The following is a 26952-nucleotide window of genomic DNA, read 5'->3' as shown; positions in this document are numbered from 1 at the left end:
TCCGGGCAGCGAAGGGCCGCAGATAGCAATACCGCTCAAGGCTGTTCCGGCGACAGGCCGTCGAGGGGGCGCTACAAGTACTTCCTTGTAGGCTACCTCGGCCATCCCTGGTCCTCGGACCCCCTCTTCGACCTGCCCCCGGCGCCTTTCACTATCACCCTGTCTGTTACCGCGATAGTCCTGCTGGGCAGCGCGGCTCGCTTTCCGCGGCGCCCCCTGGACGCTAGAATGAGCGCTTCATGCCGGCGTTGCCGGCCTCCGTTTTCCCGCAAGGATATCGCGCCGCATGAGCTATCAGGTTCTGGCCCGCAAGTGGCGACCGCGCACCTTCCATGAGCTGGTCGGTCAGGAACATGTCCAGCGTGCGCTGGTCAATGCGCTGGATCAGGGGCGGCTGCACCACGCCTACCTGTTTACCGGCACCCGCGGTGTGGGCAAGACCACCCTGGCGCGAATACTCGCCAAGTGTCTCAACTGTACCGCCGGCGGCCGAGGTGACGAGGGGGTGACTTCCACTCCCTGTGGCGAGTGTGACAGCTGTCTGGCCATCGACGAGGGGCGCTTCGTCGACCTGATCGAGGTGGATGCCGCCTCGCGTACCAAGGTGGAGGACACCCGCGAGCTGCTCGATAACGTGCAGTATGCGCCGACTCAGGGGCGCTACAAGGTGTACCTGATCGATGAGGTGCACATGCTCTCCACCAGCAGCTTCAACGCACTGCTCAAGACGCTGGAGGAGCCACCGCCCCATGTGAAGTTCCTGCTGGCCACCACCGATCCGCAGAAGCTGCCTCCCACGGTGCTGTCACGCTGCCTGCAGTTCACCCTCAAGCATATGCCGCCGGAGCGCATCGTCGACCACCTCGGCAAGGTGCTCGCGGCCGAGTCGGTGCCCTTCGAAGAGAGCGCCCTGTGGTTGCTCGGTCGGGCCGCCGAGGGGTCCATGCGCGATGCCATGAGCCTGACCGACCAGGCCATCGCCTTCGGTCAGGGTCGGGTCGAGCATGCCGACGTGGCCGCCATGCTGGGCACCCTGGATCAGCACCATGTGCTGGCCCTGATCGAGGCGCTGGCCGATGTGGATGCCGCTCGACTGCTCACCGAAGTGGGCAACCTGGCCGAGCATGCCCCGGACTTCGCCGGCGTGCTCGACGAGGTGACCGGCGTACTGCATCGGCTGGCCATCGCCCAGATGGTGCCCGAGGCCCTGGATAACGCCCAGGGCGATCGCGAGGCGCTGCTGGCTCTCGCCTCGCGGTTTACCGCCGAGGATGTGCAGCTCTATTACCAGATCGGCATCCAGGGGCGTGGCGACATGGCCAGTGCACCGGATCTACGTACCGCGCTCGAGATGACCCTGCTGCGCATGCTGGCCTTCCGTCCCCAGGGCGTGCCGAGGCCGGCAACGACGCCGCTGCCGCTGCGCGGCAACTCCGAGGGGGCCCCGCCCCAGGGGGGCGACGCCCCGCCTGCCGGTAGTCAGGAAGCCGGGGGCAAGGCCGAGGGCGCGACACCGTCATCCACGCCCTCCACGCCCTCCACAGCCCCGGCACCCGAGGCGCCTCGCCATCCTTCGCCGTCGAACGAGCCCCCTGCCGAGCCGTCGGCGCCACCGCCGCCATGGGTCGAGGCAGAGCCTTCGCCTGAACCGACCCCCCCTGCGGCATCGGAGGCGCCGTCACCGGCTGAGCCCGCTCCTGCAGCGCCTTCGCCCGGGGCGGAAGGGCCATCCACGGTCTCGCGGCCTGCCGAGCCTCATTCGATGGAACAGGAGGCGACCCCGCCGGGCGAAGCGGAACCGGAGCCGGTCTCGGTTCCCGTTGCCGAGGAACCCGACCCGGCAGCGGTGTCAAACGAGACGAATGGTCACTTCAGCCACTCGGACTGGCTGGCGTGCTTCGAGACGCTGGGTCTGGGTGGGCTGACGCGCAACCTGGCCGCCGGCTGTGTGGTGGAGGAGGATGATGGCGAGCGGCTGCGGCTGCGCCTCGACCCGACGCTCTCCGCCATGCGCGCCGAGATCCATATCGAGCGCATGCAGCAGGCCCTGGCCGAGCACGGCGTCACGCGGCGGCTGGAGGTCGAGGAGGGCGAGATCCCGGCGAGTGTCGAGACACCTCGTCAGCAGGCCGAGCGTCTGGCCGCGCAGCGCCACGCCAGGGCGGTTGAGGCGCTGGGCAGTGACCCCCATGTACAGCAACTTCAGCGGGCCTTCGGGGCTCGCCTGATCGAGTCCACGGTGAAACCCGCCGGCGACCTACACTAGACGACTACTTACGCTATTAGACGACAAGAGAGGACACACCATGTTCAACAAGGGTGGAATGGGCAACATCATGAAGCAGGCCCAGGAGATGCAGGAGAAGATGCAGCGGGTCCAGGAGGAGATCGCTCGTGCCGAGGTGCTGGGCGAGGCGGGGGCAGGCATGGTCAAGGTCACCATGAACGGCCGTCACGACGTCAGCAAGGTGGATATCGACCCCAGCGTCATGGAAGAGGACAAGGAGCTGCTGGAGGATCTGCTGGCCGCTGCGGTGAATGATGCCGTTCGCAAGGTCGAGGCCAACTCCAAGGCCAAGATGTCCGAAGTCACCGATGGCATGAATCTGCCGGCCGGTTTCAAGATGCCGTTCTGATGAGCTTCTCCCCCCTCATCGAGCAACTGATGGAGTCGCTGCGGGTGCTGCCCGGCGTGGGGCCCAAGACCGCCCAGCGCATGGCCATGCACCTGCTGGAACGCGATCGCGACGGCGGTCGGCGGCTCTCCTCGGTGCTCGACGACGCCCTGGCACGAGTCGGCTACTGCCGGCGCTGTCGAACGCTCACCGAGGACGATGTGTGCCGGCTGTGCGCGAGTCCACGACGTGACGACGACCTGCTCTGCGTGGTGGAGTCGCCCGCCGACCAGCTCGCCATCGAGGAAGCCGGCGGCTATCGCGGCCGCTACTTCGTGCTGCATGGCCACCTTTCGCCCCTGGACGGTATCGGTCCCGAGGATCTGGGGCTCGACCGGCTCGAGACCAGAGTCGGCGAGGAGGGGGTCGAGGAGGTCATCCTGGCCACCAACCCCACGGTCGAGGGGGAGGCCACGGCCCACTATATCGCCGCGCAGCTCACCGCCCACGGGGTTCGCCTGTCGCGCCTCGCCTACGGCGTGCCCATGGGTGGCGAGCTGGAGTATGTCGACGGTGGCACCCTGAGTCGCGCCTTCAATGGTCGCCTGCCGTTCCGGAGCGAGTGAGCCTGCGCTCGATTGCTCCACCCCATTCAACACTGCCGGAACCCCGATGCCCCTGACCCCCGAGATACACTGGATCGATACCCCCGAGGCGCTGGATGCCGCCTGTGAGGCGGTGAGTAATGACGATGTCATCGCCCTGGATACCGAGTTCTTTCGCGAGAACACCTTCTACCCGGTGCCGGCGCTGATTCAATTTTCCGCCGGCGGCGTGGCCTGGCTGGTGGATCCCCAGGCCGTGACATGTACCGCCGCCTTTCGGCGTCTGCTGGCCGAAGGGCCGCTCAAGCTGCTGCACGCCGCCAGCGAGGACCTGGAGGTCTTCACGCGCTGGGCCGGTGTGACGCCGCGCCCGCTGGTGGATACCCAGGTCGCCCAGGGCCTTTTGGGCGACAATCCCGGCATGGGCTATCAGAAGCTGGTGGAGCACTGGGTCGGCGAGACCCTGCCCAAGGACGAGACCCGCTCCGACTGGCTGGTACGTCCGCTCTCGGAGACCCAGCTGCAGTATGCCGCCCTGGATGTGGTCTATCTGGTGCAGGTATGGGAGCAGCAGCGCCTCGAGCTCGAGCGATTGGGGCGTAGCGAGTGGCTTCAGGCCGATGGTGAGGCGATGCTGGCCCAGGCCGAGCGCAGCGTCGAGGCCGATGGGCAGTGGTATCTGCGCCAGCGTCAGCTGTGGCGCCTGGCACCGCGCCAGATCGAGGCCTACCGGCGGATGACCATCTGGCGCGAAGGCGAGGCCCGCGCTCGCAATCTGCCCAGGGGGTGGCTGGTGCATGACCGAGTACTGTTCGCGATCGCCGAGGCGATGCCCCGGAATCGCCATGAGCTGGCGCGGATCGAAGGTGTCAAGCCGAGTCTGGTCAAGCGCGACGGCGACACCCTGCTGGCGCTGGTGGCCGAGGCGCAGCACCTTGATGAGACCGAGCTCCCCGGCGAGCTGCCATCGCCCATGGAGCCCGAGTTCAAGCGTGGCATCAAGACGCTGAAGAAGGTGGTGAATGCCGAGGCCGAGGCGCTGGGTGTGGCCCCGGAGGTACTGATGCGTCGCCGCGACCTGGAGGCCCTGCTGGTGGCCCACCTGGAAAGGAGTCACCCGCCGCTGCCGACGGGGTGGCGCGGTGAACGCCTGAACACGGGGTTGATGAAGGCCCTGGAGGAACTACCGAGATGAGTGATGACCGGATGTCCGGCGACCGCCTGCTGTGCCAGGTCTTCAAGAGTTCGCGCAAGGAGGAGATGTATCTCTATGTCGACAAGCGCGAGGGCACGGAGCGCGTTCCCGGCCCCCTGCTGGAGCGTTTCGGCAAGCCGGTACCGGCCATGACGCTGATCCTCAGTCCCGAGAAACGGCTGGGGCGTGCCAGTGCCGTGGAGGTGATGCAGGCGATCCGTGACAACGGCTTCTACCTGCAGATGCCCCCAGCCAAGGAGGAGTATCTGCTGGACCTCTACCGCACTCCAACCCAGGCGCGTTACTGACCCGATGTGACCGTCGCCGCGGAGGAAACAACATGCGAGAACGTTTCTGGGAGCACTACCCCCTCGAAGAGCTGACCGCCGAGGAGTGGGAGGCGCTCTGTGACGGGTGCGGTCAGTGCTGCCTGCTCAAGTTCCAGGATGACGAGTCCGGCGAGCTGGCGGTGCTCAACCTGGCGTGCGAGCTGCTGGATATCCAGAGCTGCCGCTGCAGCGACTATCCCAATCGCCTGGAGCGGGTGCCGGAGTGCACCCGGCTGACGCCGGAGCGAGTGGACGAATTTCGCTGGCTACCGCGCTCCTGCGCCTATCGGCGGGTCGCCGAGGGCCGCAAGCTGGCCGCCTGGCATCCGCTGATCAGCGGTGATCCGGAGCGCGTTCATCGCAAGGGCGTCAGCGTACGCAGCTTTGCGGTCAGCAGCAGAGGGGTCCCCGAGGAGCACTACGAAGACCATATCATCGCGATCCTGCCCATCGACGGCTGACGTCGCCAGCCCACCCCTCCCTTCAGCGGGGATGCCGCCTTCACTGCATGCCTGTGACGCCTCGCCGATGGGCGTTCAGGCCCCTCATCTTGCACCCTCGTTTTATGCCCTCGTTATATGGCGCCGACCACCGGCGGGAACTATCCTTGATATGTGTAACAGATTGTTTTAGGCATGGGCATATTTGCCCAACGCATGACGCCGCTTATCGAGAGGTGCGGGGTCGGGGGGATCGAACATGAAAGGCTTCAGGAAACTAGCGTTGGTCATGGCGGTGGGTGCCCTGGCCTCGTCCGGCGTTGCGGCGCAATCCTCTTCATGGAGCGGCGATCCGCTCAGTGATGACGAGATGGCGGAGATGTTCAATGACCTCATGAATGAGGGCCGCGTGCTCGACAACCAGGAGATGGCGCAGCTGCAGTCGTGGCTGCCGACGCGGCTGAGTCCCGAGCAGTTGTTGCTACTCTATCCGCCGAGCGCTGGAGACCAGGAAACGGATATGTCCGGCGCTCGCGACGGAGGTGAGGGTGTGTTGGTTGCCAGCAACGACGGCTCCGACGATGGAACGGACGACGGCTCCGATGATGGAGCGGACGACGGCAGCGACGATGGAACGGACGATGGCTCCGACGATGGAACGGACGACGGCTCCGATGATGGAACGGATGACGGCTCCGATGATGGAACGGACGACGGCTCCGATGATGGAACGGACGACGGCTCCGACGATGGCTCCGACGATGGATCGGATGACGGATCCGATGGCGGCACTGATGGTGGGGGCGGAGGTGGTGGTCCCGGCGGTGGCTCCGGCGGCGGTTCGGGTGGTGGTTCCGGCGGTGGCTCGGGTGGCGGTTCCGGCGGCGGCTCGGGTGGCGGCTCGGGTGGCGGTTCCGGCGGCGGCTCGGGTGGCGGCTCGGGTGGTGGCTCCGGCGGCGGTTCGGGTGGCGGTTCCGGCGGCGGTTCGGGTGGCGGCTCCGGCGGCGGCTCGGGTGGCGGTTCCGGCGGCGGTTCGGGTGGCGGTTCGGGTGGCGGTTCCGGCGGCGGCTCGGGTGGTGGTTCCGGCGGTGGCTCGGGTGGTGGTTCTGGCGGCGGCTCGGGTGGCGGTTCGGGTGGCGGCTCGGGTGGTGGTTCCGGCGGTGGCTCGGGTGGTGGTTCCGGCGGCGGCTCGGGTGGCGGTTCCGGCGGCGGCTCGGGTGGCGGTTCCGGCGGCGGCTCGGGTGGTGGTTCCGGCGGCGGCTCGCGTGGCGGTTGATTGCGCGCCACTCACCTCATACAGGTGTCACAGGGACCCGGCCTCGGCCGGGTCCTCGCCGTCAGGGCGCTGTCCTCAAGGCATCATGCCTCCTGATCTGCCAGCCCCAGCGCCCAGAGAATAAAGGCGTCCTGGCGGGCACCATCGTGCCACGCCTTGAAGCGCCCGGAGGCCCCACCGTGGCCGGCGGCCATATCGGAACGCAGCAGCACCGGCCCGCGAGCGCTGCCCAGCTCGGTGAGTCGGGCATAGAGCTTGGCCGGCTCCCAGTAGGGGACCCGGGTGTCGTGCCAGCTGCCCTGCAGGAACAGCGCGGGGTAGGGGGCCGCGGCGAGGTTGTCCAGTGGTGAATAGTCGGCGATGCGCCGGCGGACAGCGACGTCCGCCGGGTTGCCCCACTCGGTATATTCGGCGGTGGTCAGTGGCAGGTCGGGGTTCTCCATGGTGCGCAGCACGTCCACGAAGGGGACGTCGAGCACTGCTGCACAGAATGCCTGCGGCGCCAGGTTGAGGCTGGCGCCCACCAGCAGGCCGCCGGCGCTGGCTCCATAGGCGGCGATACGCTCGCCGTCGCTGATGCCATGCTCCACCAGGGCGTCACGTGCCGCCAGAAAATCGTGGAAGCTGTTGGCCTTGTGTGCCAGCTTGCCGGCCAGGTACCAGGGTTCGCCGCGGTCACCGCCGCCCCGGACATGGGCCACGGCGAAGGCCACGCCGCGGGAGAGCAGCTCCAGGCGAGCCACCGAGAACCAGGGGTCGAGCACCTCCCCGTAGGCGCCGTAACCGTAGAGCAGGGTCGGAAGAGGGTGGCCGACCCGGTCGGCTCGCATTACCACCGAGACGGGGATGCGCTCCCCGTCGTGGGAGATGGCCCACAGCCGTTCACAGGCGAGCTGCTCGGGCTTGAGGTCGCCGTGAACGGGCTGCTGCTTGAGCAGGCGACGCTCGCCGCTGTCGAGGTCGAGCTCCACCCAGCTCGCCGGCAATATGAAGGACTCCTCGCACAGGCGCAGGCGACGACTATCGAAGTGGGGAGCATCGCCGAGTGCCAGGCTGCAGGGCGTCTCCGGCAGCGGCAGGCGCTCGTCTCGGGTCGCGAGATGTTCGGAGTCGAGCTCCATGACCCGCAGATGTACCTGGGCCTGGTCATGGTCGCGCTCGGTGATCACCATACCCCAGCTGAAGGCATCGATTCCCTCCAGGGTGTGATGGTCGCGATGGGGAATCAGCGGCTGCCAGCATCCGGTATCGGCGGCCACCTCGAGAGATGTCTCGGGCACTCTGTCGAGCCGAAAATGGGGGGCGCCGCGGTTGTGCAGCAGGTAGAAGTGGCCGGGGCGGTGGTCCAGCGCGAGTTCCACGCCGCTCTCGCGGGGGCGGAAGCAGCGCGGCGGTGTGGCCGGCGCCCGGGCCGGTATCAGGTGGCACTCGCTGGTATCCTTGGAGGCGCTCTCCAGCACCAGCCACTCCCGGGAGCGTGTCTTGCCCAGTCCCAGCCAGAACTCGGGGTCCTCCTCGCGCAGTACCAGAACCGGCTCGTCCGCCACCCCCTCGTCCAACCCCAGGCGCCATATGCTCTCGGGACGCTGGGTCGCGTCATGGCGGGTGAACAGCAGGGTGACGTTGTCCTCGGCCCAGCTCAGCTCGGCGCCGATATCCTCCAGCAGGCGTACGGGGGCTCCATCGGGCAGCCGGACCAGGAAGAGGTCGAACCTCTCGTCGCCGGTGGTGTCTTCGGTCCACGCCAGCCAGCGCTCGTCCGGGGACAGGGCCATGTCGCCGAGCTCGAGGAAGTCGTGGGCCGCGGCACGCGCCTCCAGATCGAGGAAGGGCGCGGCGCGGTCGGGCTCGCCGTTGGGGTGGCGCCACCACACCGGGTAGTCGGCGTCGGCCGCGGTCTCGCTCCAGTAGGTGTAGTGGTCCAGTGGGGTGCGCAGGCCATGCACGGCAAGCTCGCGACGCGCGAGGTGGCCGTGGTAGAGCCGTTCCACCAGCGACTCCAGGGGACTGAACCAGGCATCGCACTCGGCATTGGCGGCCTCAAGGAAGTCGGTGACTCCCGAGTCCTCGCGCTGCTCCAGCCAGTGCCACTCGGGGTCTTCTGGACGGCGGAAGCGGGAGGCCGGGGAGGCAGTGGGGTGCTCAAGACGCTGTGGCGGCTGTGCTTTCATGGCGCGGGATGTACCATACTCGGATAAGTGAAAAGTGAGGTGGCAATGCCTATTACCGAATCGATGAGCCTACTATGGCTGAGCTACGGCGTCTTGTCGCTGGTGATACTGCTCACCGGCTACCTGGGGCTGGCTTTCCTGCCAAGACTGCTGAGGCTGCCGATCACCTGGCTGGTGGCCGGTGTGATGTGGATGCCAGCGCGTTTTCAGCTCCCGCTGCTTGAGGAGGGAGATGTCTACACTGGTTTCGCCCCGGCGGTGGTCGTGGCGACCGTGGCCTTTCTCGAACGCAACAGCGAGGCGCTGATGCCGGCCCTTATCCTGACGCTTCTGGGTGCCGGGCTGGGGATGCTCTTCGGACTGTTGCTGTGGTGGCGAGGCAGGCGCCCCAGCAAGCCGGTTACCCGGGAAGAGCATGAGAGTGAGAATAAGGCGGCTGATGGTCCGCGTGGTGCCGTACGGCGGGAGCCGGTGATCGGCCAGGAGTGATCGTCGAACCAGGGGTGATCGAATAAGGAGGCCGGGATGGCCAGCAGAGTCCGGGGCAGGGCAGGGCGCATGGGCACCAGGCTGGTGCTCACCTTCCTGTGTGCACTGGCTCCCGCCGTGCTGGCACAGCCGGTCGGGGACCGCCCCGAGGTACGAGTGATCATCGACGTATCGGGCAGCATGCGCGCCAACGATCCGGATCGTCTCCGGGCCAGCGCCCTCGAGCTGCTGGTATCGCTGCTGCCCGAGGGCACCTCCGCCGGTGTCTGGACCTTCGGCGAGACGGTGGCCAACCCATTGCCGTCGGGTGAGGTGAATGCCGACTGGCGGCGACGGGCTCAGGCGCTGGGACCCGCGCTGGCAGGCGTGCAGCCCTATACCGATATCGAAGCCGCGGTGCGCCGCGCCGCGGCGCCTGCTGCCGAGGGCTGGCGCCACCTGGTCCTGCTGACCGATGGGGTGATCGACCTGCCCCCAGCGCGAGGCTCCAAGCCCGAGGTGGATGTGGCCTCGCGTCGGGAGTTGCTCGACGAACTGGCGGTGGAGCTTGCCGATTCCGGGGTGGTCGTGCACGCCATCGCCTTCTCCGATCAGGCCGATATGGCCCTGGTAGAGTCGCTTTCCCGTACCACCGGTGGTCTGCCCGCCCCGGTCGCGTCTCCCGAGAGTCTGCTCGTCGCCTTTCTGGATATCGTCGAGCGCATCTTTCCCACCGACCGTATTCCTCTGGAGGACGGGCGCTTTCATATAGAGCCGGGTGTCGAGGCCTTCTCGGCGCTGCTCTTCCACGCCCCCGATGCCGAGCCGCTGGTGCTGGTGGGGCCGCAGGGCCGCGAGTATCGCGCCACCACACCGCCCGCAGGGGGGCGCTGGAAGGTGGAGCCGCGCTTCGATCTGCTGAGAGTGCCCGACCCTATGTCCGGCGAGTGGCGTGTCGAAGGCGAGGTTGTCGAGCAGAGTCGCATCGGCGTCACGTCGGCGCTGGCCCTGCGTACCGGAGTGCTGCCGGCCACGGCCTTCCTGGGCTTCCCGTTGCCGATAGAGGCCTGGCTCGAGAGGAACGGGATGCCCTACACAGACGAGCTCGAGGGGCTCTCGTTGCGTGCCGACCTCGCCGCCGCCGATGGTACGGTGCGGGGCACGACACGACTCGCCCGCGACGGCGAACGCTTTCGTGGCGAGCTGCCAGCCCCCGTCCAGGCGGGTAGCGCGCGCCTGGTGATCACGGCCGAGGCCGAGGGGATGGTCCGCCAACGCAGCCAGGCGATCAACCTGCTGGCCCCTCTCGAGGCCATCCATCAGCCCGAGTCGCGGCGCGTGGTGCTGAGCGCTCGCCATCCCGAGCTGGCTCATCACAACACGCGCCCCTGGGCGGAGCTGGCCGGGGAGCGCCTCGAGGCCGAGCCCCAGGGCGAGCGGCGTTGGGTGATCGCCCTGCCCGAACTGGATGACAGCGTCAGTCGCCCCCTGAAGCTGGGCGCCGATGTGCGCCTGGAGCAGCAGACTCATCGGCTGCGTCTGCCACCACTGATGCTGTTTGCCGACTCTGCCACCGGCCTCGACCTGGCCAGTGGGCGCGGCGAGCTCTCGGCCGAGCGCTTCCACCAGGACCTGGCCGCCGGTCATGGGAGAGACGAGGCTGGTGGTGTCGTCGAACGGTTCATTGTGGCTATCAATGAAGGGGTCGCGTCCGGGATTGATCAGTGGCGCACCAGCTGGCAGCCGCGGCTAGCGGTGCTGGCCGCCAGGCCGCTGGTCTGGGCGCTGGTCGGCGGCACTGTTCTGATAGTGATGCTGCTGTTCGTGTTACGCGGTCGTCGCCAGCGGCGGCGTCCTGCCCATCGGGAGGATCCCCATGTGTGAACTGTTGGGCATGAGTGCCAATGTGCCGACCGACATCTGCTTCAGCTTTACCGGTTTCCTGCACCGGGGCGGGGGCACCGGGCCGCATCGCGACGGCTGGGGGATCGCCTTCTATGAGGAGGGCGGCTACCGCGACTTTCGCGACCCGCACCCCTCGGTGCGCTCGCCCATCGCGCGCCTGATCTGTGACTATCCGATCAAGTCCCATATCGTGATCAGCCATATTCGCCAGGCCAATGTGGGGCAGGTGCGGCTCGCCAATACCCACCCGTTTGTTCGCGAGATGTGGGGACAGCCGTGGTGCTATGCCCATAACGGCCAGCTCGATGGGTGGCAGTCGCTGCCGCTCTCCTTCTATCGCCCGGTAGGGGGGACCGACAGCGAGCACGCCTTCTGCTGGTTGCTGGGCGAGCTGCGCCGCGGCTTCCCTAAGCGCCCCGAGAACGCAGAGCAACGCCAGGCCTTGTGGCGCTTGCTCCATGAGCTATGCGAACGGCTCCGGGGGTTGGGGGTATTCAATCTGCTGCTGGCCGATGGTGACTATCTCTACACCTACTGCTCCACCAAGCTGGCCCATATCACCCGGCGTGCCCCTTTTGGCAGTGCGAGCTTGTCGGATGCCGAGCTGACGGTAAATTTCGCCGAACATACCACCAGCCGCGATATTGTCTCGGTGATCGCCACCGAGCCGCTGACCGATAACGAGGCCTGGGAGCGGATGGCGCCCGGCGAGCTGCTGGTATGGCGAGATGGTCAGATCCAGGCTCGCCTTGGTCATCGCGATGAGGCATGCAACGCACCAGGTCAAGAATTTAAACAAGAGTTTTAATCAATCGTTTTGCAGCGCGACAGGCACGGTAGTAAGGTAGCCTCGAGACAACAAGAAGCGTCGATGTCATATCGTCGATACTGTGGAGACACGTGATGAGTGAACATGCCCACGCCCCCATTCTCGAAGGCCCCGAGCTTAAAGGCATGGAGGCGTATCGATCGGTTACCGATATCTTTCACACGGCGGTGGGCAAGTATGCCGACAAGCCTGCCTTCAGTTGCATGGGGCAGACGCTGAGCTTCGCCGACCTGGAGCGTCTCTCGGGTGACTTCGCAGCCTGGCTACAGCATGAGACCACCCTGCAGCCAGGCGATCGCATCGCCATCCAGCTGCCCAATCTGCTGCAGTTTCCGGTGGCGGTGTTCGGCGCCATGCGCGCCGGCCTGGTGGTGGTCAACACCAACCCGCTCTACACCGAGCGCGAGATGGCCCACCAGTTCAAGGACTCGGGCGCCAAGGCGATCGTGATCCTCGCCAACATGGCGGACAAGCTCGAGAAGATCCTGGAGCGCACCGATATCCGGCACGTGGTGGTGACCGAGCTTGCCGATCTGCATGGCTTTCCCAAGCGACCGCTGATCAACCTGGCGGTCAAGCACCTCAAGAAGCTGGTGCCGGCCTATCGGCTTCCCGGCCATACGCCGCTGCGCCAGGCCCTCAAGGCAGGAAGCGCTCGTCAGCACCGCGAAGTGGAGCGGGAGCTCGATGATGTGGCCGCACTGCAGTACACCGGGGGGACCACGGGCCTGGCCAAGGGCACCATGCTGACCCATCGTAACCTGGTGGCCAACATGGTTCAGGCCGGTCAGGCCATCGGCCCGGGTCTCGAACACGGCAAGGAGGTGGTGATCGCGCCCCTGCCGGTCTATCACATCTATACCTTTACGGTGAACTGCCTGTTTCTGATGGAGACCGGCAACCATTCGCTGTTGATCACCAACCCCAGGGATCTGCCGGGCTTCGTGAAGGAGCTGCGCGAGGTACCCTTCACCGCCTTCATCGGCCTCAACACCCTGTTCAATGCCCTGTGCAACCGCGAGGATTTCCGCTCCCTGGACTTCTCTCGCCTGCACCTGACCATCTCCGGCGGCATGGCCCTGACCAGGACAGTAGCCGAGCGTTGGAAGGAGGTCACCGGCTGCGAGATTGCCGAAGGCTACGGGCTTACCGAGACCTCCCCGGTGGTCAGCTTTAACCCCGTCGACGCGATACAGCTTGGGACCATCGGCAAGCCGGTTGCGGGCACCCGGGTCAAGGTGGTGGATGCCGATGGCAATGACCTGGCCTTCGGGGAGCCGGGTGAGCTCTGTGTTCAGGGGCCCCAGGTCATGAAGGGGTACTGGAACCGTGATGACGAGACCGCCCAGGTGATCGATGCAGAGGGCTGGTTCCATACCGGGGATATCGCCGTGCTGCAGGAAGATGGCTATATCCGCATCGTCGACCGCAAGAAGGACATGATTCTGGTCTCGGGCTTTAACGTATACCCCAACGAGATCGAGGACGTGGTAGCGCAGCACCCCGACGTGCTGGAGGCGGCGGCGGTGGGGGTGCCCGATGCTGCCAGCGGCGAGACGATCAAGTTGTTCGTGGTGCCTCGTGGCAGCGCCGAGATCGACCCCGAGGCGTTGCGCGCCTGGTGCAAGAAGCAGCTCACCGGCTACAAGGTGCCGCGGGTCGTCGAGGTGCGTGACGAGCTGCCCAAGACGAATGTGGGCAAGGTGCTGCGTCGCCAGCTCAGGGATGAGGAGCGGGAGAAGGCCGGCAAGGGCGACTGAGCCCCCGCCCTCGATTGGCCGCCGCTGTGGCCGCGGCGTTACAATAGGGCGCCCGCGTCGGAGTCTCCGGCGCGGGCTTTGTTGTCATCCCTAAGTACCAGCCCTTAGTTGTCAGTCCTTACCGGAGTCGCCGTGCCCGACGAGACCCCTGCCATCACCTCACAAAGCCTGTCCGATGCCGAGCGACTGCGCCAGTTGCGCCACGGACTGGATAGCGTGCTGTTGCGCGACCACCCGAACCTGGAAAAGCGCCTCAAGGGGCTGTCGCGTCGCCTCAAGGAGGGCAAGCCGGTGGATCGCGGCCTGGCCGAGGTGGAAAAAGCCATGGTGCGTTCTCGCGGCCTGGTGGAGCGCCGTACGGCCCGGCCGGTAACGCTCAACTACCCGCCCGAGTTGCCGGTGGTAGAGCGTCGCGAGGATATCCTGGCGGCCCTTCGCGACCATCAGGTGGTAGTGGTGGCCGGCGAGACCGGCTCCGGCAAGACCACCCAGCTGCCCAAGCTCTGCCTGGAGCTTGGGCTGGGGCGACGCGGCCTGATCGGTCATACCCAGCCACGCCGGCTGGCCGCCCGTTCGGTCGCCACGCGTCTGGCCGAGGAACTCGAGACACCGCTGGGCGAGCAGGTAGGCTACCAGGTGCGCTTCACCGACCAGAGCGGCGATGACACCCTGGTCAAGCTGATGACCGACGGCATCCTGCTGGCCGAGACACGACACGACCCGGACCTGCGCCGTTACGAGGCGATCATCATCGACGAGGCCCACGAACGCAGCCTCAATATCGACTTCCTGCTCGGCTATCTGCGCCGGCTGCTGCCGCGGCGTCCCGACCTCAAGGTGATCATCACCTCGGCGACCATCGATGTGGAGCGCTTCTCCGCACACTTCGCCCTGCCAGGTGCCGAGGGAGAGGCGACACCCGCGCCGGTGGTGGAGGTCTCGGGGCGCACCTACCCGGTCGAGGTGCGCTACCGACCGCTGGTGCGCGAGGCCGACGACGAAGAGGACCGCACCCTGCAGGAGGGGATCCTCCACGCCGTGGAGGAGATCGAGCGTATCGAGCGCGAGAAGGGGTGGCGTCATGGCCCCCGCGATGTGCTGGTGTTTCTGCCCGGTGAGCGCGAAATCCGCGAAACCGCCGACACCTTGCGGCGTGCCGAGCTGCGTGGCACCGAGGTCCTGCCGCTCTATGCGCGGCTCTCCAATGCCGAACAGAATCGGGTCTTCGCCCCCCATGCCGGTCGGCGAATCGTGCTCTCCACCAACGTCGCCGAGACCTCGCTCACCGTGCCGGGCATCCGTTATGTGATCGATCCCGGCCTGGTGCGTATCAGCCGCTACAGCTACCGCTCCAAGATCTAGCGCCTGCCGGTGGAGCCGGTCAGTCAGGCCAGCGCCAATCAGCGCAAGGGGCGCTGCGGGCGTATTGCCGAGGGTGTATGCATTCGCCTCTATGACGAGGAGGACTTCCTCGCCCGCCCCGAGTTTACCGACCCCGAGATCCGGCGTACCAATCTGGCCTCGGTGATTCTCTCGATGCTGTCGCTCAAGCTTGGCAGCATCGAGGCGTTCCCCTTCGTCGACCCGCCGGATGCGCGCTTTATCACCGACGGTTTCAAGCTGCTGTTCGAGCTGGGTGCAGTCGACCAGGAAAGCCACCTGACCCCCATCGGGCGCAAGCTGGCCCGTCTGCCCATCGACCCGCGCCTGGCGCGCATGGTGCTGGCCGGTGCCGAGCAGGGCGGGCTGCGTGATGTGCTGATCGTGGTGGCGGGCCTGGCGGTGCAGGACCCCCGTGACCGCCCGGCGGACAAGCGCCAGGCCGCGGACCAGGCTCACCGTCGCTGGCAGGATCCCGAGTCCGACTTCATGGCGCTGCTCAACCTCTGGCACGGTTTCGAGGCCGCCCGGGAAGAGCTCTCCGGCAATCGTCTCCGGCGCTGGTGCAAGGAGCGCTACATCAACTACCTGCGCATGCGCGAGTGGCAGGATACCTTCCGACAGCTGCGCCAGCTGCTGCGCGACATGCAGATCGAGGTGCCGCCACCGGCGCCTCTTCCCGTGGCCAATGAGGGTGAGCCCACGGAGGCCACCCGTGAGGCGCGGCGTCAGAGCAGCGTGGCGCTGCATCGCGCGCTGCTGCCGGGGCTGCTCTCCCACCTGGGACTGCTCACCGAGAATCGCGACTACCTGGGGGCGCGCAATCGCAAGTTCGTGATCCACCCGGGGTCGGGGTTGGCCAAGAAGTCGCCCAAGTGGCTGATGGCCTTCGAGCTGGTGGAGACCACGCGGCTCTTTGCCCGCACCGTGGCGAAGATCGACCCACGCTGGATCGAGCCAGTGGCCGGCCATCTGGTCAAGCGCAGCTACTCCGACCCGCACTGGGAAATGAAGCGGGCCCAGGTGGTCGCCAGCGAGCAGGTCACCCTCTTCGGCCTGCCCATCGTCAGTGGCAGGCGGGTGCACTATGGGCCCATCGCACCGGCCGAGGCGCGGGAGCTGTTCATCCGCCGGGCCCTGGTGGAGGGAGAGTTCAGGACCCGTGGGGAGTTCTTCACCCACAACCGGGCGCTGATCGAGGAGGTCGAGGATCTCGAGGATCGTGCTCGCAAGCGCGATATCCTGGTCGACGAGGAGAGCCTGTTCGCCTTCTACGATGAGCGCATCCCCGCCGAGATCCATCACGGCAAGGGCTTCGAGGCCTGGCGCAGCAAGGCCGAGCGCGACGATCCCGGCATCCTCAAGTTCGATCGGGATGCCCTGCTGGCCCGGGAGGCCAGCGAGGTCACCGCCAGCGACTATCCGGATGCGCTCTCGCTCAACGGGGTGCGCTACCCTCTCGACTACCACTTCGAACCGGGAGCGGTGGACGACGGGGTCACCCTCACCGTGCCGGCGGCGATGCTGCCTCAGCTGCCGCTGGCACGGCTGGAGTGGCTGGTGCCGGGCCTGCTGCGCGAGAAGTGTATCGCCCTGATGAAGTCGCTGCCCAAGTCGGTGCGACGCCAGGTGGTGCCGATCCCCGACTGGGTCGATGCCGCCCTGGAGGCCATGGTTCCCGATGATGTGCCGCTGACCGAGGCGCTGGGCGAGTTCCTGCGCCGCAGAACCGGCGTGCGGCTGCATCCCGATGACTGGCGCCTGGATCAACTCGACCCTCACCTGGTGATGAACCTGCGGGTGGTGGATCACGCCGGTGAGCCCCTGGGGCAGGGGCGTGATGCTCGTGAACTGGAGCGGCGCTTCGAGGCGGCCGCGGGGGAGGGCGCCCGGGCCCTGGCGCGACAGGCGAGTGTGGCCGATGACCTGGAAGGCCTGCCCGCGGAGGGGCTTCCCGAGTCTCGGGTGACCACTCAGGCGGGCATTCGTGTCGAGGCCTTCCCGGCGCTGGTGCCCGGGGGGGATGCCTTCCGGGTGGAGCTCTTCGATCATCCCGGCAAGGCGCGTCAGGCGCATCGCGATGGCATCGTGACGTTGGCCATGCGCGAACTGCCCCAGGTCGTGCGCGAGATCGAGCGGCTCAAGGGGGTGGAGACCTGTGCGCTGCTGTTTGCCAAGGTGGGCAGCCGTCGTCAGTTCGCCGATGATCTGGTGCGTGCGGTGTTCGCCGGCACGCTGGCGGTGGCGCCGCTGCCGCGCTCCAGCGCCGACTTCGAGGCGCGCCTGGCACAATATCGGGAGGCGCTGCTGCCCGAGGCCAGGCGGCGCCTGGCCATCGTCGAGGATGCCCTGAAGGGCCATCTGGCCGTGACCAAGGCGCTGAAAGGCAACCTGAATTTGGCCCTGGCCCTGGTCTACTCTGATCTCAAGGCCCAGATGAGTCGTCTCGTGCACCCCGGCTTTATCAGTGAGGCAGGCGAGTGGCTGGAAGCGTATCCTCGCTATATGGAGGCGGCGCTGATTCGTCTGGAGAAGGCCGCACGGGAGCGCAATCGTGACCAGATGCATATGCAGCAGGTTCAGGAGCTCGAGGCGCGATTGGCCGCGCGGCTCGAGAGCGAGCGCCGCGGCGGCATGGTGCCGCCCGAGCTTGATGAATTTCGCTGGTGGATCGAGGAGCTGCGCGTCTCGCTCTTCGCCCAGCAGCTGGGTACCGCCTTCCCCGTATCCGCGAAGCGGCTCGAGAGGCGCTGGGCAGAGATTACCGGGCGCGGGTGAGCGCCCCGTCACAATGGTCGTCGCGGTGACCCTGGCGGTCGCGGCCGCCGCAAGGAGAATGCATGAATCAAGTGGTGATAACCGGCACGGGACTTTATACGCCGGAGCACAGCATCGACAACGACGCCCTGGTGGCCTCGTTCAATGCCTGGGTGGATGCCGAGAACACGCGCCGTGAGCGGGCCGGCGACGAGGAGCGCCTGGCGCACTCGAGCAGTGAGTTTATCGTCAAGGCCTCGGGCATCCACAGCCGCCATGTGCTCGATGCCGCGGGCATCCTCGATCCCGAGCGCATGCGCCCCAGGCTTCGCGAGCGTGATAACGACGAGCCCTCGATCCAGTGTGAGATGGGTGCCAGGGCCGCCCGCGAGGCCCTGGAGCGCGCCGGCCTTTCGGCCGATGCAATCGATCTGGTCATCGTCGGCTGCTCCAACCTGGAGCGTCCCTATCCGGCGCTGGCGGTGGAGCTGCAGGCCGAGCTGGGGGGCGGTGGCTACGCCTTCGACATGAACGTTGCCTGCTCCTCGGCTACCTTCGCCATCGAGACGGCGGCCAACGCCATCCGCGCCGGCAACGCCAGTCGTGCCCTGGTGATCAACCCCGAGATCTGCTCGGCGCACCTCAACTTCCGGGATCGCGATAGTCACTTCATCTTCGGTGATGCCTGCACGGCGATCGTGCTGGAGCGTGACGACCTGGCCACTGCCACGGAGCGCTTCGAGATCCTCGGCACCCGTCTGGTGACACGCTTCTCCAATGCGATCCGCAACAATGCCGGCTTCCTGAATCGCGTGACCGATGCCGATCCGTTGGCCGTGGACAAGCTATTCGTGCAGGAGGGGCGGCGGGTCTTCAAGGAGGTGTGCCCGATGGTGGCGACGCTGATCCGTGATCATCTGCAGAGCCTTGGTCTGGGGGGCGATGACCTGGCCCGCCTATGGCTGCACCAGGCCAACCGGCATATGAACGATCTGATCGCTCGTCGCGTGCTGGGGCGTGACCCCGATGAGCATGAGGCGCCGGTGATCCTCGACCGCTATGCCAACACGAGCTCGGCAGGCTCGGTCATCGCCTTCCATCTGCACCGGGATGATCTGGCCGCCGGCGACAATGGCGTGATCTGCTCGTTCGGTGCCGGCTACAGTGCCGGCAGCGTGGTGGTTCGGCGCGTCTGATACCAGAAATTCAGGGAGATGATGATGAGCGATGCCAAGGGGCACGAAAGACGGGTATGGCGTGGAGTGCTGGCGCTGGCTGTTGCCGGGCTATTGGCCGGATGCGCGAGCGGTGGCACGCAGCAGGAGCGTCATCCCGATGACCCCTGGGAAGGCTTCAACCGCAAGGTGTTTGCCTTCAATGATGTGCTGGACCGTTATGCGCTCAAGCCGGTGGCACGGGCCTACCGCTTCGTCACGCCGGATCCGGTGGAGACCGGCGTGGGTAATGTCTTCTCCAACCTGGGTGAGCCGCGTACCGCGCTCAACAGCCTGCTGCAGGGCAAGCCACGCAATGCCAGTGTTGCCACGGCGCGTTTCCTGATCAACACCACGGTGGGCGTGGGGGGGCTGTGGGACGTCGCCAGCCGCCTGGAGGTCACCGGCAGGGAGGAGGACTTCGGCCAGACCCTCGGCGTCTGGGGGTGGGAGGAGTCGCGCTACCTGGTACTGCCGCTGTTCGGTCCTAGCACCGTGCGTGATGCCGGTGGCCGACCCGTGGACATGTACTCCTACCCGACGACCTATATCGAGGATGACGAAACACGCCTGGGGCTGACGGCGCTGCGTCTCGTCGACACGCGGGCGGGCCTGCTCGATCAGGAGTCGCTGATCCAGGGGGATCGCTACAGCTTTGTGCGTGATGCCTGGCTGCAGCAGCGTCGCTTCGAGGTCAGTGATGGAGAGTTGGGAGACGACCCCTTCGCCAGCGACGAATTCAATTTCGACGATGGCGATTTCGACGACGCCTTTGCCGACTGAGGCCTGAGCATGGAACGTCCCAAGCAGCTGATCGGCGTGATCGATGAGCCGGGTCCGGCACGTGATGCGCTGGCCGAGACCATCGCCCGGGATGGCCTGGCGGTGGTGGCCGTCGCCGACAGCGAGGCACTGCCGCCCGAGGTGGCGTTGGCGGTGGCTCATGTGCGGGCCGTGCCGGCCGCCGACTGGCCAGCGCTATGCGAGAGCCTGCCGACCCTGGTGGTCAGCGACAGCCGCGATGCCCCGGACCTGCTCTCGGCGGTGGATGCGGGGCTGGTGGACTATATCGTGGAGCCGCGTCGCCACGGTCAGCTGCTGCGACGCATGATCCGCAAGGCGATTCGGCTGCATGACCTCGAGGAGGCGCGCCGCCGCGACAAGCTGCGCCTGGAGGAGCTCAACGAGACCCTCGAGACCCATCTGGCGATGTTGCGTCTCGACCAGCAGGCCGGCGGCCAGATCCAGCGCAAGCTGCTGCCGCCCAGGCCCCAGTCCCTGGGTGGCGTCACCTGTGACTACTGGTTTGCTCCCTATCTCTACCTCTCGGGAGATTTCCTCGACTTCCACCTTCTCGACGAGCGCTATCTGCTGTTCTACTTCGCCGATGTCTCGGGGCATGGGGCGTCATCGGCCTTCGTCACGGTGCTGCTCAAGTACCTGGCCAATCGTTGGCAGACCGAGTGGGATGGTGCGCACCCCGAGGCGCTGCCGGCACGCTGGCTGGCGGACCTCAACAAGGAACTGCTGGAGACCGGCATCGGCAAGCATGCCACCCTGTTTGTGGGTATCATTGACCTCGAGCGCCGCTATCTGCACTATTCGCTGGGCGCGCAGCTGCCCATGCCTCTGCTGGTGGTGGATGGCAAGGTGACCAGCCTGGCGGGCGAGGGCATGCCGGTCGGACTCTTTCCGGGCGCCGACTACCCGACCCTGGGCTGTTCGCTGCCGGAACGCTTTCACCTGTGGCTCTGTTCGGATGGCGTTCTGGAGTGCCTGCCGGGCGATACCCTCGACTCGCGGCTGATGGAACTCGAGCGGCAGGTTCAGGCCAGCGCGACGTTGGCGGACCTCAAGGGCCAGATTGGCCTTGACCTCGCGCCGGGCGATGAGACATTGCCCGACGACCTGACGATCATGATGTTGAGCGGATTTGGCCATGCTGATTCATGAAGGGCGCATCAAGGCGGCATTCGATGCCGGCGTATTCGTCCTCAAGCTGTGCGGTGACGTACGGCTGACACTCTGTGCCACCCTGGACCGTCAGGCCCAGCAGCTGGCGAGCACCCCGGGTCTCGAGTCGCTGATCATCGACCTGCGTGACGCCAGCAACGTGGACTCCACCGCGCTGGGCTTTCTGGCCAAGGTGGCCATGGCCGTCCAGGGGCGGCTGGCGGAGCGACCCACCATCGTGGTTGACAACCCCGACGTTCAGCGCATGCTGGATGTGATGGGTTTCTCGCGTTTCTTCACCATGGTGGAGTCGCCCATCACCGAGGTCTGTGAGCTCTGCGATCTGCCCGAGATCCCCACCGATGTCGAGGAGACCCGGCGACGGATCCTCGAGGCGCATCGCATCCTGATGCGCATGAACGAGCACAACCGCGAGGAGTTCCAGCCCCTCGTGGAGATGCTCGAGGCTCAGGAAGACGCCTCCCGTCAGCAGTAAGGTGGAAGGCGTCGGCAGGCTAGCCCCTTCTTAGCTCACTCAGCAGGCTTTCGAGCTTGCGCTGGTCCTCCATGAACTTGCGAATCCCCTCGGCCAGCTTCTCGGTGGCCATGGCATCCTCGTTGAATGCCCAGCGAAACTCGGCCTCGTCCAGTGGTTCCGGGGGGCGGGTCTCGGCGCCCTGGGGCGTCAGCCGTCGCTCGAGATGGCCACGGGACTCGGCAAGCTCGGCGAGCAGGGCCGGGGAGATGGTCAGGCGGTCGCAGCCGGCGAGGGCGAGAATCTCGCCGCTGTTGCGGAAGCTGGCTCCCATCACGATGGTCTGATAGCCGTGACCCTTGTAGTGCTCATAGATGCGTTTCACCGAGCGAACACCGGGGTCGTTGTCGCCGCTGAAGTCGGCATCCGGCTGCTGCGCCTTGTGCCAGTCCAGGATGCGCCCCACGAAGGGCGAGATCAGAGTGACGCCCGCGTCGGCGCAGGCCTGGGCCTGGGTGAAGCTGAACAGCAGCGTGAGGTTGCTATGGATGCCCTCTCGCTCCAGCTGGCGTGCGGCGCGGATGCCCTCCCAGGTGGCGGCGACCTTGATCAGGATGCGCTCGGGACCCACGCCATGACGCGCGTAGCGTTCGATCAGCGAGTGGGCTCGCGCCAGGGTGGCGTCGGTATCGAAGGAGAGGCGAGCGCTCACCTCGGTGGACACATAGCCAGGCACCAGTTCGCTGATCTCGCTGCCGATCTCCACCGCCACCGCGTCCAGGGCGTCATCGAGATCGATGGCCGAACGAGCGATCTCGCCGAGACGCTGGCGACGCGCATCCTGCTGGGCCGCCTGCAGGATCAGCGAGGGGTTGGTGGTGGCATCGCTGGGCTGGAAGCGGCGGATGGCCTCGATGTCGCCGGTGTCGGCGACTACCGTGGTCATGTCCTTGAGTTGTGATAGAAGATCGTCGGCCATTGGGTGCTCCTCCTTGAAGTAGATTCCCACTCTAGCAAGCTAGCCGGGGAGCGAACAGATCCGGCAGGCCACGGCGTTATCGGTTATTATTTGCAGGCTATTTAACCCTTTCATGCTTTCCGCGAGGAGTCGCCTTGACGCTCAACGCCCGCCGCCTGGCATTGCTGGTTGCGGCCAATACCGCGCTCGCACCCTTCGCCATCGATGCCTACCTGCCGGCAATGGCCGCCCTGGCGGAGGATATCGGCGCCAGCATTCATCATACCGAACTGTCGCTGTCGGCCTTTCTGGCCGGCTTTGCCCTGGGGCAGCTGATCTTCGGGCCCGTCTCCGATCGGGTGGGGCGCAAGCCGGTGCTGCTCGGTGGCCTGGTGGTGTTTCTGCTCGCCAGCCTGGTGATCACCACCGTGGGCTCGCTGCCTGAGCTGCTGGCGTGGCGCTTCGTCCAGGCCCTGGGCGGTGGCGCCACCGTGGTCAACTCGGCGGCCATCGTGCGCGACTGCTTCCACGGTCGCGAAGCGGCCAAGGTGATGTCGACCATGGCCATCATCATGCTGATGGCGCCGCTGGCGGCGCCGGTGGTCGGCAGTGCGTTGCTCTACCTGGGCGACTGGTGGTTGATCTTCGTGTTTCTGGCCCTCTACGCGGGCTTCCTGATGTGGCTGCTGGGTACGCGCCTTCCCGAGACGCGCGCGCCAGGGCGCTTCGCGACCACGCCACGACAGGTGCTGGGCAACTACGTGTCGGTGCTGCGCGACCGCCGTGCCATGGGCTTTATCGCCGCCGCATCGATGACATTCGCCGGCCTGTTTGCCTTCGTCACCGCCTCGCCGTTTCTCTATCTGGAGCACTTCGGGCTGACGCCCTCGCTCTATCCGCTGGTATTTGGCGTCAATGTGGTGATCATGGTGGCCGCCAACCGACTCAATATTCGCCTGCTGAGGTGGTATACGCCGCTGCAGAACCTGCGCCTGGGCCTCGGGGTTCAGCTGGTGGCGGGTCTTGGGCTGGCGCTGGTGGTGGCCACGGGGCTGGAGTCGCTGGTCACCATGGTGCCGTTGATCATGCTGTTTGCCGGCACCATCGGTCTGGTGGCCCCCAATGCGATTACCTCGCTGCTCGATCGCTTCCCGCACATGAGTGCCACGGCGGCGGCCCTGCAGGGCAGCATCCAGTTTTCCTGCGGTGCACTGGCCGGGGTCCTGGTCGGAGCCTTCGAGATCGACAGTGCCTGGCCCATGGTGGGCACCATGCTCGGAGCGACGCTGCTGGCGAACCTGGGGATTCGTGTACTGGCAGGCACGGCAGAGCAGGAGCAGCGGGCTCATGGCTGAGCGGCTGTGGCTTGGTAGTTTCGAGATGAGCGGCGCCACCTGGCTGGGCTGTGCCCTGGTGCTGGCGCTCGGGGCCTTCGTGCAGCGTGCCACGGGCTTCGGCCTGGCGGTGGTGGGGGCCCCTCTGCTGTTGCTGCTGGAACCACGCCTGGTGCCGGTGGTGCTGGTGCTGTTCGGCTTTACCGTCTCGCTGCTGACCCTGCGCCACTACCACCATGAGGTACGCCTTGGCGAGATCGGCGCGGCCTTGGTGGGGCGATTACCCGGCAACGGGTTGGGCGCCTGGCTGCTGCTGGCCGCCCCGATGGCAGCATTGGAAAAGCTGATCGCCATCAGCGTGTTGTTTACCGTCGTGGTGACCCTGTTTCGCCTGCGCCTGCCGGTCAACCGCGGCACCCTGTTCGGCGCCGGCGTGCTATCCGGCCTCTTCGGCACGGTGGCGGCCATCGGTGGGCCACCGATGGTGCTGCTGCTGCATGGGTTTTCACCCGATCGCCTGCGCGGGACCCTCTCGGCCTTCTTCGTGGTGACCTCGTTGATGACCCTGGCCACCCTGGCGCTGGTCGGGCAGGTCTCGGCCTGGCAGCTGGGCATGGCCCTCAGCTTTATCCCGGCGGTGTTGTTCGGCACCTGGTTGGCTAACCGTGTCGCCCACCGCGTCGATCGTCGCCTGCTGCAGGGCGCCTCGCTGGCGCTCTGTACCCTGGCGGCGCTGGGGCTGCTTCTGTAGCGAGAGTCTTCCAGCGAGAGCCATGGGGTGCGTGGATTCTCTGATGGCCCCAGCGATGTCATAAAGCTGTCATCTGTGTGGGGCAAGGTGTGTGTCGCGAAGGTTGCACACCGTACCCATCAGGAGATCGCTCCATGAATCGCATCCTCACCAGCCGCACACTCAAGACCACGGCGATCGCCGCCGCCGTCATGGGCATGGCCACCGTGGCCCATGCCCGTGACCAGATTCGCATCGTCGGCTCCAGCACCGTCTATCCGTTCGCCAGCTACGTGACCGAGGAGTTCGGCGCGGTGACCGAGTTTCCAACACCGGTCATCGAGTCCACCGGTTCCGGCGGTGGCATCCGTCTGTTCTGCAATGGGGTGGGCGAGGGGACGCCGGATATCTCCAATGCCTCGCGTCGCATCAAGGCCGCCGAGCTCGAACGCTGCATCGAGAATGGCGTGACCGATGTCACCGAGGTCAAGATCGGCTCGGACGGTATCGTCTTCGCCCAGTCCAGTAGCAACGAGGATGTCGATCTGACCCTGGAGCAGCTGTTCCTGGCCGTCGCCGCCAAGGTGCCCGGACAGGGTGACAAGCAGGGCGAGCTGGTCGACAACCCCTACCAGAAGTGGAGCGATATCGACGCCTCCCTGCCGGAGCGCGAGATCTCCATCTACGGTCCGCCGAGCACCTCCGGTACCCGTGATGCCTTCGAGGAGCTGGTCATGGAGGCCGTCTCCGAAGAGATCGATGGCTATGACGGCGAGGGCTATACCGATATCCGCGCCGATGGCGCCTATATCGATGCCGGCGAGAACGACAACCTGATCGTTCAGCGCCTCACCGAGGACACCGGCGCCTTCGGCATCTTCGGCTACTCCTTCCTGGTCGAGAACCCCAACGCCCTGATCGCCGCGGATATTGACGGTGTCGAGGCCGAGCCCGAGGCGATCAGCGCCGGCGACTACCCCATCGCGCGCTCGCTGTTCTTCTACGTCAAGAACCAGCACGCCGACGCCGTACCCCCCCTGTATGAGTACGTCGACATGTTCGTCTCCGAGATGATGATCGGTGAGGGGGGTTATCTGGGTGATCTGGGGCTGATCCCGCTACCCGAGGGGGAGCGCGAGCAGACCCGCGAGAAGGTCGCCAACCGCGCCGCACTGCAGGTCACCGATCTGTAAGGGAGCAGTACTCGGGCAAGGATGCCTGACCCGGCCGGCAGCCCTGGCTGCCGGCCGCTGCACCTTCCGACAGCCCGACTGTCGATGTAAGCCATCGAGAGATCCCTATGCAGACCGATCAACTTCTTTCCCTGTTCGGCGGCGTGTTGCTGCTGCTGGGTCTGATCGCCTTCTTCCTGGGGCGTGCCAAGGCCGCGCGGGTGCGCGCCGGTGGCACGACCATGCATGCACAGCCTGACCAGTATGCCTGGTTTGCGGTACTCGCCACCGCCGGTCCGGCCATCGCGGTAAGCGCGGTCGGGGCCTTCCTGTTGCTGTTGCTGGAGGTCGAGATTCCCCAGCTCGGCCTGCTGGCCGGCAGCCTGGCGGTGGCCGCCGTCGGGCTGGGGTTGGGGATGCGCCAGGTAAGGCCCGACTTCCATGCCCGCAAGGCGATCGAACGGGTGATTCGTGGTGCGCTGCTCACCGCGGCGCTGATCTCCATCCTGACCACCTTCGGCATCCTGATCTCCATCGTCTTCGAGGCCCTGCGCTTCTTCCAGATGCACAGCTTCTGGGAGTTCATCACCGGCACGGTCTGGAATCCCGGGGCGAGCTTCCTGGCCGCCGCCGGACGCGCCGAGGAGGGCGCCGGCGCCGCCCAGTTCGGCTCGCTGCCGCTATTCGCCGGCACCTTCATGATCACCGCCATCGCCATGCTGGTCGCCATTCCCGTCGGCCTGCTGGCGGCGATCTACATGGCCGAGTTCGCCCCCGGGGGGGTGCGCACCCTGGCCAAGCCGACCCTGGAGGTGCTGGCCGGCATCCCCACCGTGGTCTACGGCTTCTTCGCCGCCATCACCGTGGCGCCGATCATCGTCTCCATCGCCAATGCCTTCGGCCTGGACGCCGCCTTCAACAACGCCGTGGCGCCGGGGGTCGTGATGGGCATCATGATCATTCCCTTTATCTCATCGCTCTCCGACGACGTGATCAATTCGGTACCCGACAGCATGCGCCAGGGGGCACTGGCGCTGGGCATGACCAAGGGCGAGACCATTCGCGACGTGGTCCTCCCCGCGGCGCTGCCCGGGATCATCTCCGCCTCGCTGCTGGCGGTCTCCCGGGCGCTGGGCGAGACCATGATCGTGGTGATGGCGGCGGGCATGCGCCCCAACCTTACCGCCAACCCCTTCGAGGACATGACCACGGTGACGGTACGCATCGTCGCCGCGCTGACCGGTGACCTGGAGTTCGAGAGCGCCGAGACCCTCTCGGCCTTCGCCCTGGGACTGGTGCTGTTCGCCGTCACCCTGAGCCTGAATCTGGTCTCGGTGCTGATGATCCGTCGCTTCCGCGAGAAGTATCGCGTCAATAACCTGTAAC

Annotated in this window: 21 protein-coding genes and 1 pseudogene; 20 read left to right on the top strand and 2 right to left on the bottom strand. The window is 66.4% G+C overall.

Going from position 1 to position 26952, the window contains the following annotated elements; all coding sequences use genetic code 11:
- Window positions 1-286: 286 nt before the first annotated feature.
- The 7 genes from dnaX to RM463_RS03105 all read left to right on the top strand — a co-directional run bounded on the left by dnaX (window position 287) and on the right by RM463_RS03105 (window position 6460).
- On the top strand, window positions 287-2266 hold the full coding sequence (gene dnaX, locus RM463_RS03135) for a DNA polymerase III subunit gamma/tau (protein ID WP_311428946.1): 1980 nt from the start codon (window positions 287-289) through the stop codon (window positions 2264-2266).
- A 40-nt stretch (window positions 2267-2306) separates the two neighbouring features.
- Window positions 2307-2636: a YbaB/EbfC family nucleoid-associated protein gene (locus RM463_RS03130; RefSeq protein WP_132041440.1), complete on the top strand. Its 330-nt coding sequence runs from the start codon at window positions 2307-2309 to the stop codon at window positions 2634-2636.
- Window positions 2636-3241 (top strand): recombination mediator RecR, encoded by a 606-nt coding sequence (gene recR / locus RM463_RS03125; protein WP_311428945.1) that lies wholly within the window; start codon window positions 2636-2638, stop codon window positions 3239-3241. The genes RM463_RS03130 and recR overlap by 1 nt, the downstream gene beginning before the upstream one ends.
- Window positions 3242-3287: 46 nt before the next feature.
- Window positions 3288-4415 (top strand): ribonuclease D, encoded by a 1128-nt coding sequence (rnd, locus tag RM463_RS03120; protein WP_311428944.1) that lies wholly within the window; start codon window positions 3288-3290, stop codon window positions 4413-4415.
- Window positions 4412-4723, top strand: a complete 312-nt coding sequence (locus tag RM463_RS03115; protein ID WP_311428943.1) for a YcgL domain-containing protein — start codon at window positions 4412-4414, stop codon at window positions 4721-4723. Before rnd ends, RM463_RS03115 begins: the two co-directional genes overlap by 4 nt.
- Window positions 4724-4755: 32 nt before the next feature.
- Window positions 4756-5205, top strand: a complete 450-nt coding sequence (locus RM463_RS03110) for a YcgN family cysteine cluster protein (protein WP_195686947.1) — start codon at window positions 4756-4758, stop codon at window positions 5203-5205.
- A 238-nt stretch (window positions 5206-5443) separates the two neighbouring features.
- Complete coding sequence (locus tag RM463_RS03105) at window positions 5444-6460, top strand: hypothetical protein (RefSeq protein WP_311428942.1); 1017 nt, start codon at window positions 5444-5446, stop codon at window positions 6458-6460.
- 83 nt (window positions 6461-6543) lie between these two features.
- On the opposite strand, the gene RM463_RS03100 is transcribed toward RM463_RS03105, so the two are convergent.
- Window positions 6544-8631, bottom strand: coding sequence for a prolyl oligopeptidase family serine peptidase (locus RM463_RS03100; RefSeq protein WP_311428941.1), 2088 nt, complete (start codon window positions 8629-8631; stop codon window positions 6544-6546).
- Window positions 8632-8676: 45 nt separating this feature from the next.
- On the opposite strand from RM463_RS03100, the gene RM463_RS03095 reads away from it, so the two are divergent.
- The 9 genes and pseudogenes from RM463_RS03095 to RM463_RS03055 all read left to right on the top strand — a co-directional run bounded on the left by RM463_RS03095 (window position 8677) and on the right by RM463_RS03055 (window position 21393).
- Window positions 8677-9120, top strand: a complete 444-nt coding sequence (locus RM463_RS03095) for a hypothetical protein (protein WP_311428940.1) — start codon at window positions 8677-8679, stop codon at window positions 9118-9120.
- A gap of 36 nt (window positions 9121-9156) precedes the next feature.
- Complete coding sequence (locus RM463_RS03090; protein ID WP_311428939.1) at window positions 9157-10983, top strand: vWA domain-containing protein; 1827 nt, start codon at window positions 9157-9159, stop codon at window positions 10981-10983.
- Entirely contained in the window at window positions 10976-11812 is an 837-nt protein-coding gene (locus RM463_RS03085) for a class II glutamine amidotransferase (RefSeq protein ID WP_311428938.1), read from the top strand. Before RM463_RS03090 ends, RM463_RS03085 begins: the two co-directional genes overlap by 8 nt.
- Before the next feature lie 95 nt (window positions 11813-11907).
- Window positions 11908-13593: an AMP-binding protein gene (locus RM463_RS03080; protein ID WP_311428937.1), complete on the top strand. Its 1686-nt coding sequence runs from the start codon at window positions 11908-11910 to the stop codon at window positions 13591-13593.
- A 153-nt stretch (window positions 13594-13746) separates the two neighbouring features.
- Window positions 13747-17751, top strand: a pseudogene (gene hrpA / locus RM463_RS03075) (ATP-dependent RNA helicase HrpA).
- A gap of 62 nt (window positions 17752-17813) precedes the next feature.
- A complete protein-coding gene (locus RM463_RS03070; protein WP_311428936.1) occupies window positions 17814-18926 on the top strand; it encodes a beta-ketoacyl-ACP synthase III in 1113 nt (370 codons plus the stop codon).
- Window positions 18927-18950: 24 nt separating this feature from the next.
- On the top strand, window positions 18951-19727 hold the full coding sequence (locus RM463_RS03065) for a VacJ family lipoprotein (RefSeq protein WP_229333006.1): 777 nt from the start codon (window positions 18951-18953) through the stop codon (window positions 19725-19727).
- Between the two features lie 9 nt (window positions 19728-19736).
- Window positions 19737-20897 carry a PP2C family protein-serine/threonine phosphatase gene (locus RM463_RS03060; protein ID WP_195688469.1) on the top strand — a complete coding sequence of 387 codons (1161 nt, stop codon included), beginning with the start codon at window positions 19737-19739 and terminating at the stop codon, window positions 20895-20897.
- Window positions 20884-21393 (top strand): STAS domain-containing protein, encoded by a 510-nt coding sequence (locus tag RM463_RS03055; RefSeq protein ID WP_311428935.1) that lies wholly within the window; start codon window positions 20884-20886, stop codon window positions 21391-21393. Before RM463_RS03060 ends, RM463_RS03055 begins: the two co-directional genes overlap by 14 nt.
- 19 nt (window positions 21394-21412) lie before the next feature.
- Here the strand turns inward: RM463_RS03055 and tal are convergent, their stop codons facing one another.
- The gene (tal, locus tag RM463_RS03050; RefSeq protein WP_311428934.1) at window positions 21413-22351 is read right to left on the bottom strand and encodes a transaldolase; all 939 of its coding nucleotides are present in this window, start codon (window positions 22349-22351) and stop codon (window positions 21413-21415) included.
- Between the two features lie 134 nt (window positions 22352-22485).
- On the opposite strand from tal, the gene RM463_RS03045 reads away from it, so the two are divergent.
- From RM463_RS03045 to pstC, 4 genes are all read left to right on the top strand, one after another.
- Window positions 22486-23685, top strand: a complete 1200-nt coding sequence (locus RM463_RS03045) for a Bcr/CflA family multidrug efflux MFS transporter (protein WP_311428933.1) — start codon at window positions 22486-22488, stop codon at window positions 23683-23685.
- The gene (locus tag RM463_RS03040; protein WP_311428932.1) at window positions 23678-24415 is read left to right on the top strand and encodes a sulfite exporter TauE/SafE family protein; all 738 of its coding nucleotides are present in this window, start codon (window positions 23678-23680) and stop codon (window positions 24413-24415) included. Before RM463_RS03045 ends, RM463_RS03040 begins: the two co-directional genes overlap by 8 nt.
- A gap of 134 nt (window positions 24416-24549) precedes the next feature.
- Entirely contained in the window at window positions 24550-25587 is a 1038-nt protein-coding gene (locus RM463_RS03035; protein WP_311428931.1) for a substrate-binding domain-containing protein, read from the top strand.
- A 107-nt stretch (window positions 25588-25694) separates the two neighbouring features.
- Entirely contained in the window at window positions 25695-26951 is a 1257-nt protein-coding gene (gene pstC, locus RM463_RS03030) for a phosphate ABC transporter permease subunit PstC (RefSeq protein WP_311428930.1), read from the top strand.
- The last annotated feature ends 1 nt before the right edge of the window (window position 26952 follow it).

The sequence above is a fragment of the Halomonas sp. LES1 genome, assembly GCF_031846005.1.
Classification (GTDB): domain Bacteria; phylum Pseudomonadota; class Gammaproteobacteria; order Pseudomonadales; family Halomonadaceae; genus Halomonas.
Note: the sequence above shows the minus strand (reverse complement) of the source record. Positions and strands in the feature narration are given on the sequence as shown.

Excerpts from the sequence above, each read along its gene's own strand:
- dnaX (WP_311428946.1), top strand. The coding sequence starts at position 287 with ATGAGCTATCAGGTTCTGGCCCGCAAGTGGCGACCGCGCACCTTCCAT.
- RM463_RS03130 (WP_132041440.1), top strand. The coding sequence starts at position 2,307 with ATGTTCAACAAGGGTGGAATGGGCAACATCATGAAGCAGGCCCAGGAG.
- recR (WP_311428945.1), top strand. The coding sequence starts at position 2,636 with ATGAGCTTCTCCCCCCTCATCGAGCAACTGATGGAGTCGCTGCGGGTG.
- rnd (WP_311428944.1), top strand. The coding sequence starts at position 3,288 with ATGCCCCTGACCCCCGAGATACACTGGATCGATACCCCCGAGGCGCTG.
- RM463_RS03115 (WP_311428943.1), top strand. The coding sequence starts at position 4,412 with ATGAGTGATGACCGGATGTCCGGCGACCGCCTGCTGTGCCAGGTCTTC.
- RM463_RS03110 (WP_195686947.1), top strand. The coding sequence starts at position 4,756 with ATGCGAGAACGTTTCTGGGAGCACTACCCCCTCGAAGAGCTGACCGCC.
- RM463_RS03105 (WP_311428942.1), top strand. The coding sequence starts at position 5,444 with ATGAAAGGCTTCAGGAAACTAGCGTTGGTCATGGCGGTGGGTGCCCTG.
- RM463_RS03100 (WP_311428941.1), bottom strand. The coding sequence starts at position 8,631 with ATGAAAGCACAGCCGCCACAGCGTCTTGAGCACCCCACTGCCTCCCCG.
- RM463_RS03095 (WP_311428940.1), top strand. The coding sequence starts at position 8,677 with ATGCCTATTACCGAATCGATGAGCCTACTATGGCTGAGCTACGGCGTC.
- RM463_RS03090 (WP_311428939.1), top strand. The coding sequence starts at position 9,157 with ATGGCCAGCAGAGTCCGGGGCAGGGCAGGGCGCATGGGCACCAGGCTG.
- RM463_RS03085 (WP_311428938.1), top strand. The coding sequence starts at position 10,976 with ATGTGTGAACTGTTGGGCATGAGTGCCAATGTGCCGACCGACATCTGC.
- RM463_RS03080 (WP_311428937.1), top strand. The coding sequence starts at position 11,908 with ATGAGTGAACATGCCCACGCCCCCATTCTCGAAGGCCCCGAGCTTAAA.
- RM463_RS03070 (WP_311428936.1), top strand. The coding sequence starts at position 17,814 with ATGAATCAAGTGGTGATAACCGGCACGGGACTTTATACGCCGGAGCAC.
- RM463_RS03065 (WP_229333006.1), top strand. The coding sequence starts at position 18,951 with ATGAGCGATGCCAAGGGGCACGAAAGACGGGTATGGCGTGGAGTGCTG.
- RM463_RS03060 (WP_195688469.1), top strand. The coding sequence starts at position 19,737 with ATGGAACGTCCCAAGCAGCTGATCGGCGTGATCGATGAGCCGGGTCCG.
- RM463_RS03055 (WP_311428935.1), top strand. The coding sequence starts at position 20,884 with ATGCTGATTCATGAAGGGCGCATCAAGGCGGCATTCGATGCCGGCGTA.
- tal (WP_311428934.1), bottom strand. The coding sequence starts at position 22,351 with ATGGCCGACGATCTTCTATCACAACTCAAGGACATGACCACGGTAGTC.
- RM463_RS03040 (WP_311428932.1), top strand. The coding sequence starts at position 23,678 with ATGGCTGAGCGGCTGTGGCTTGGTAGTTTCGAGATGAGCGGCGCCACC.
- RM463_RS03035 (WP_311428931.1), top strand. The coding sequence starts at position 24,550 with ATGAATCGCATCCTCACCAGCCGCACACTCAAGACCACGGCGATCGCC.
- pstC (WP_311428930.1), top strand. The coding sequence starts at position 25,695 with ATGCAGACCGATCAACTTCTTTCCCTGTTCGGCGGCGTGTTGCTGCTG.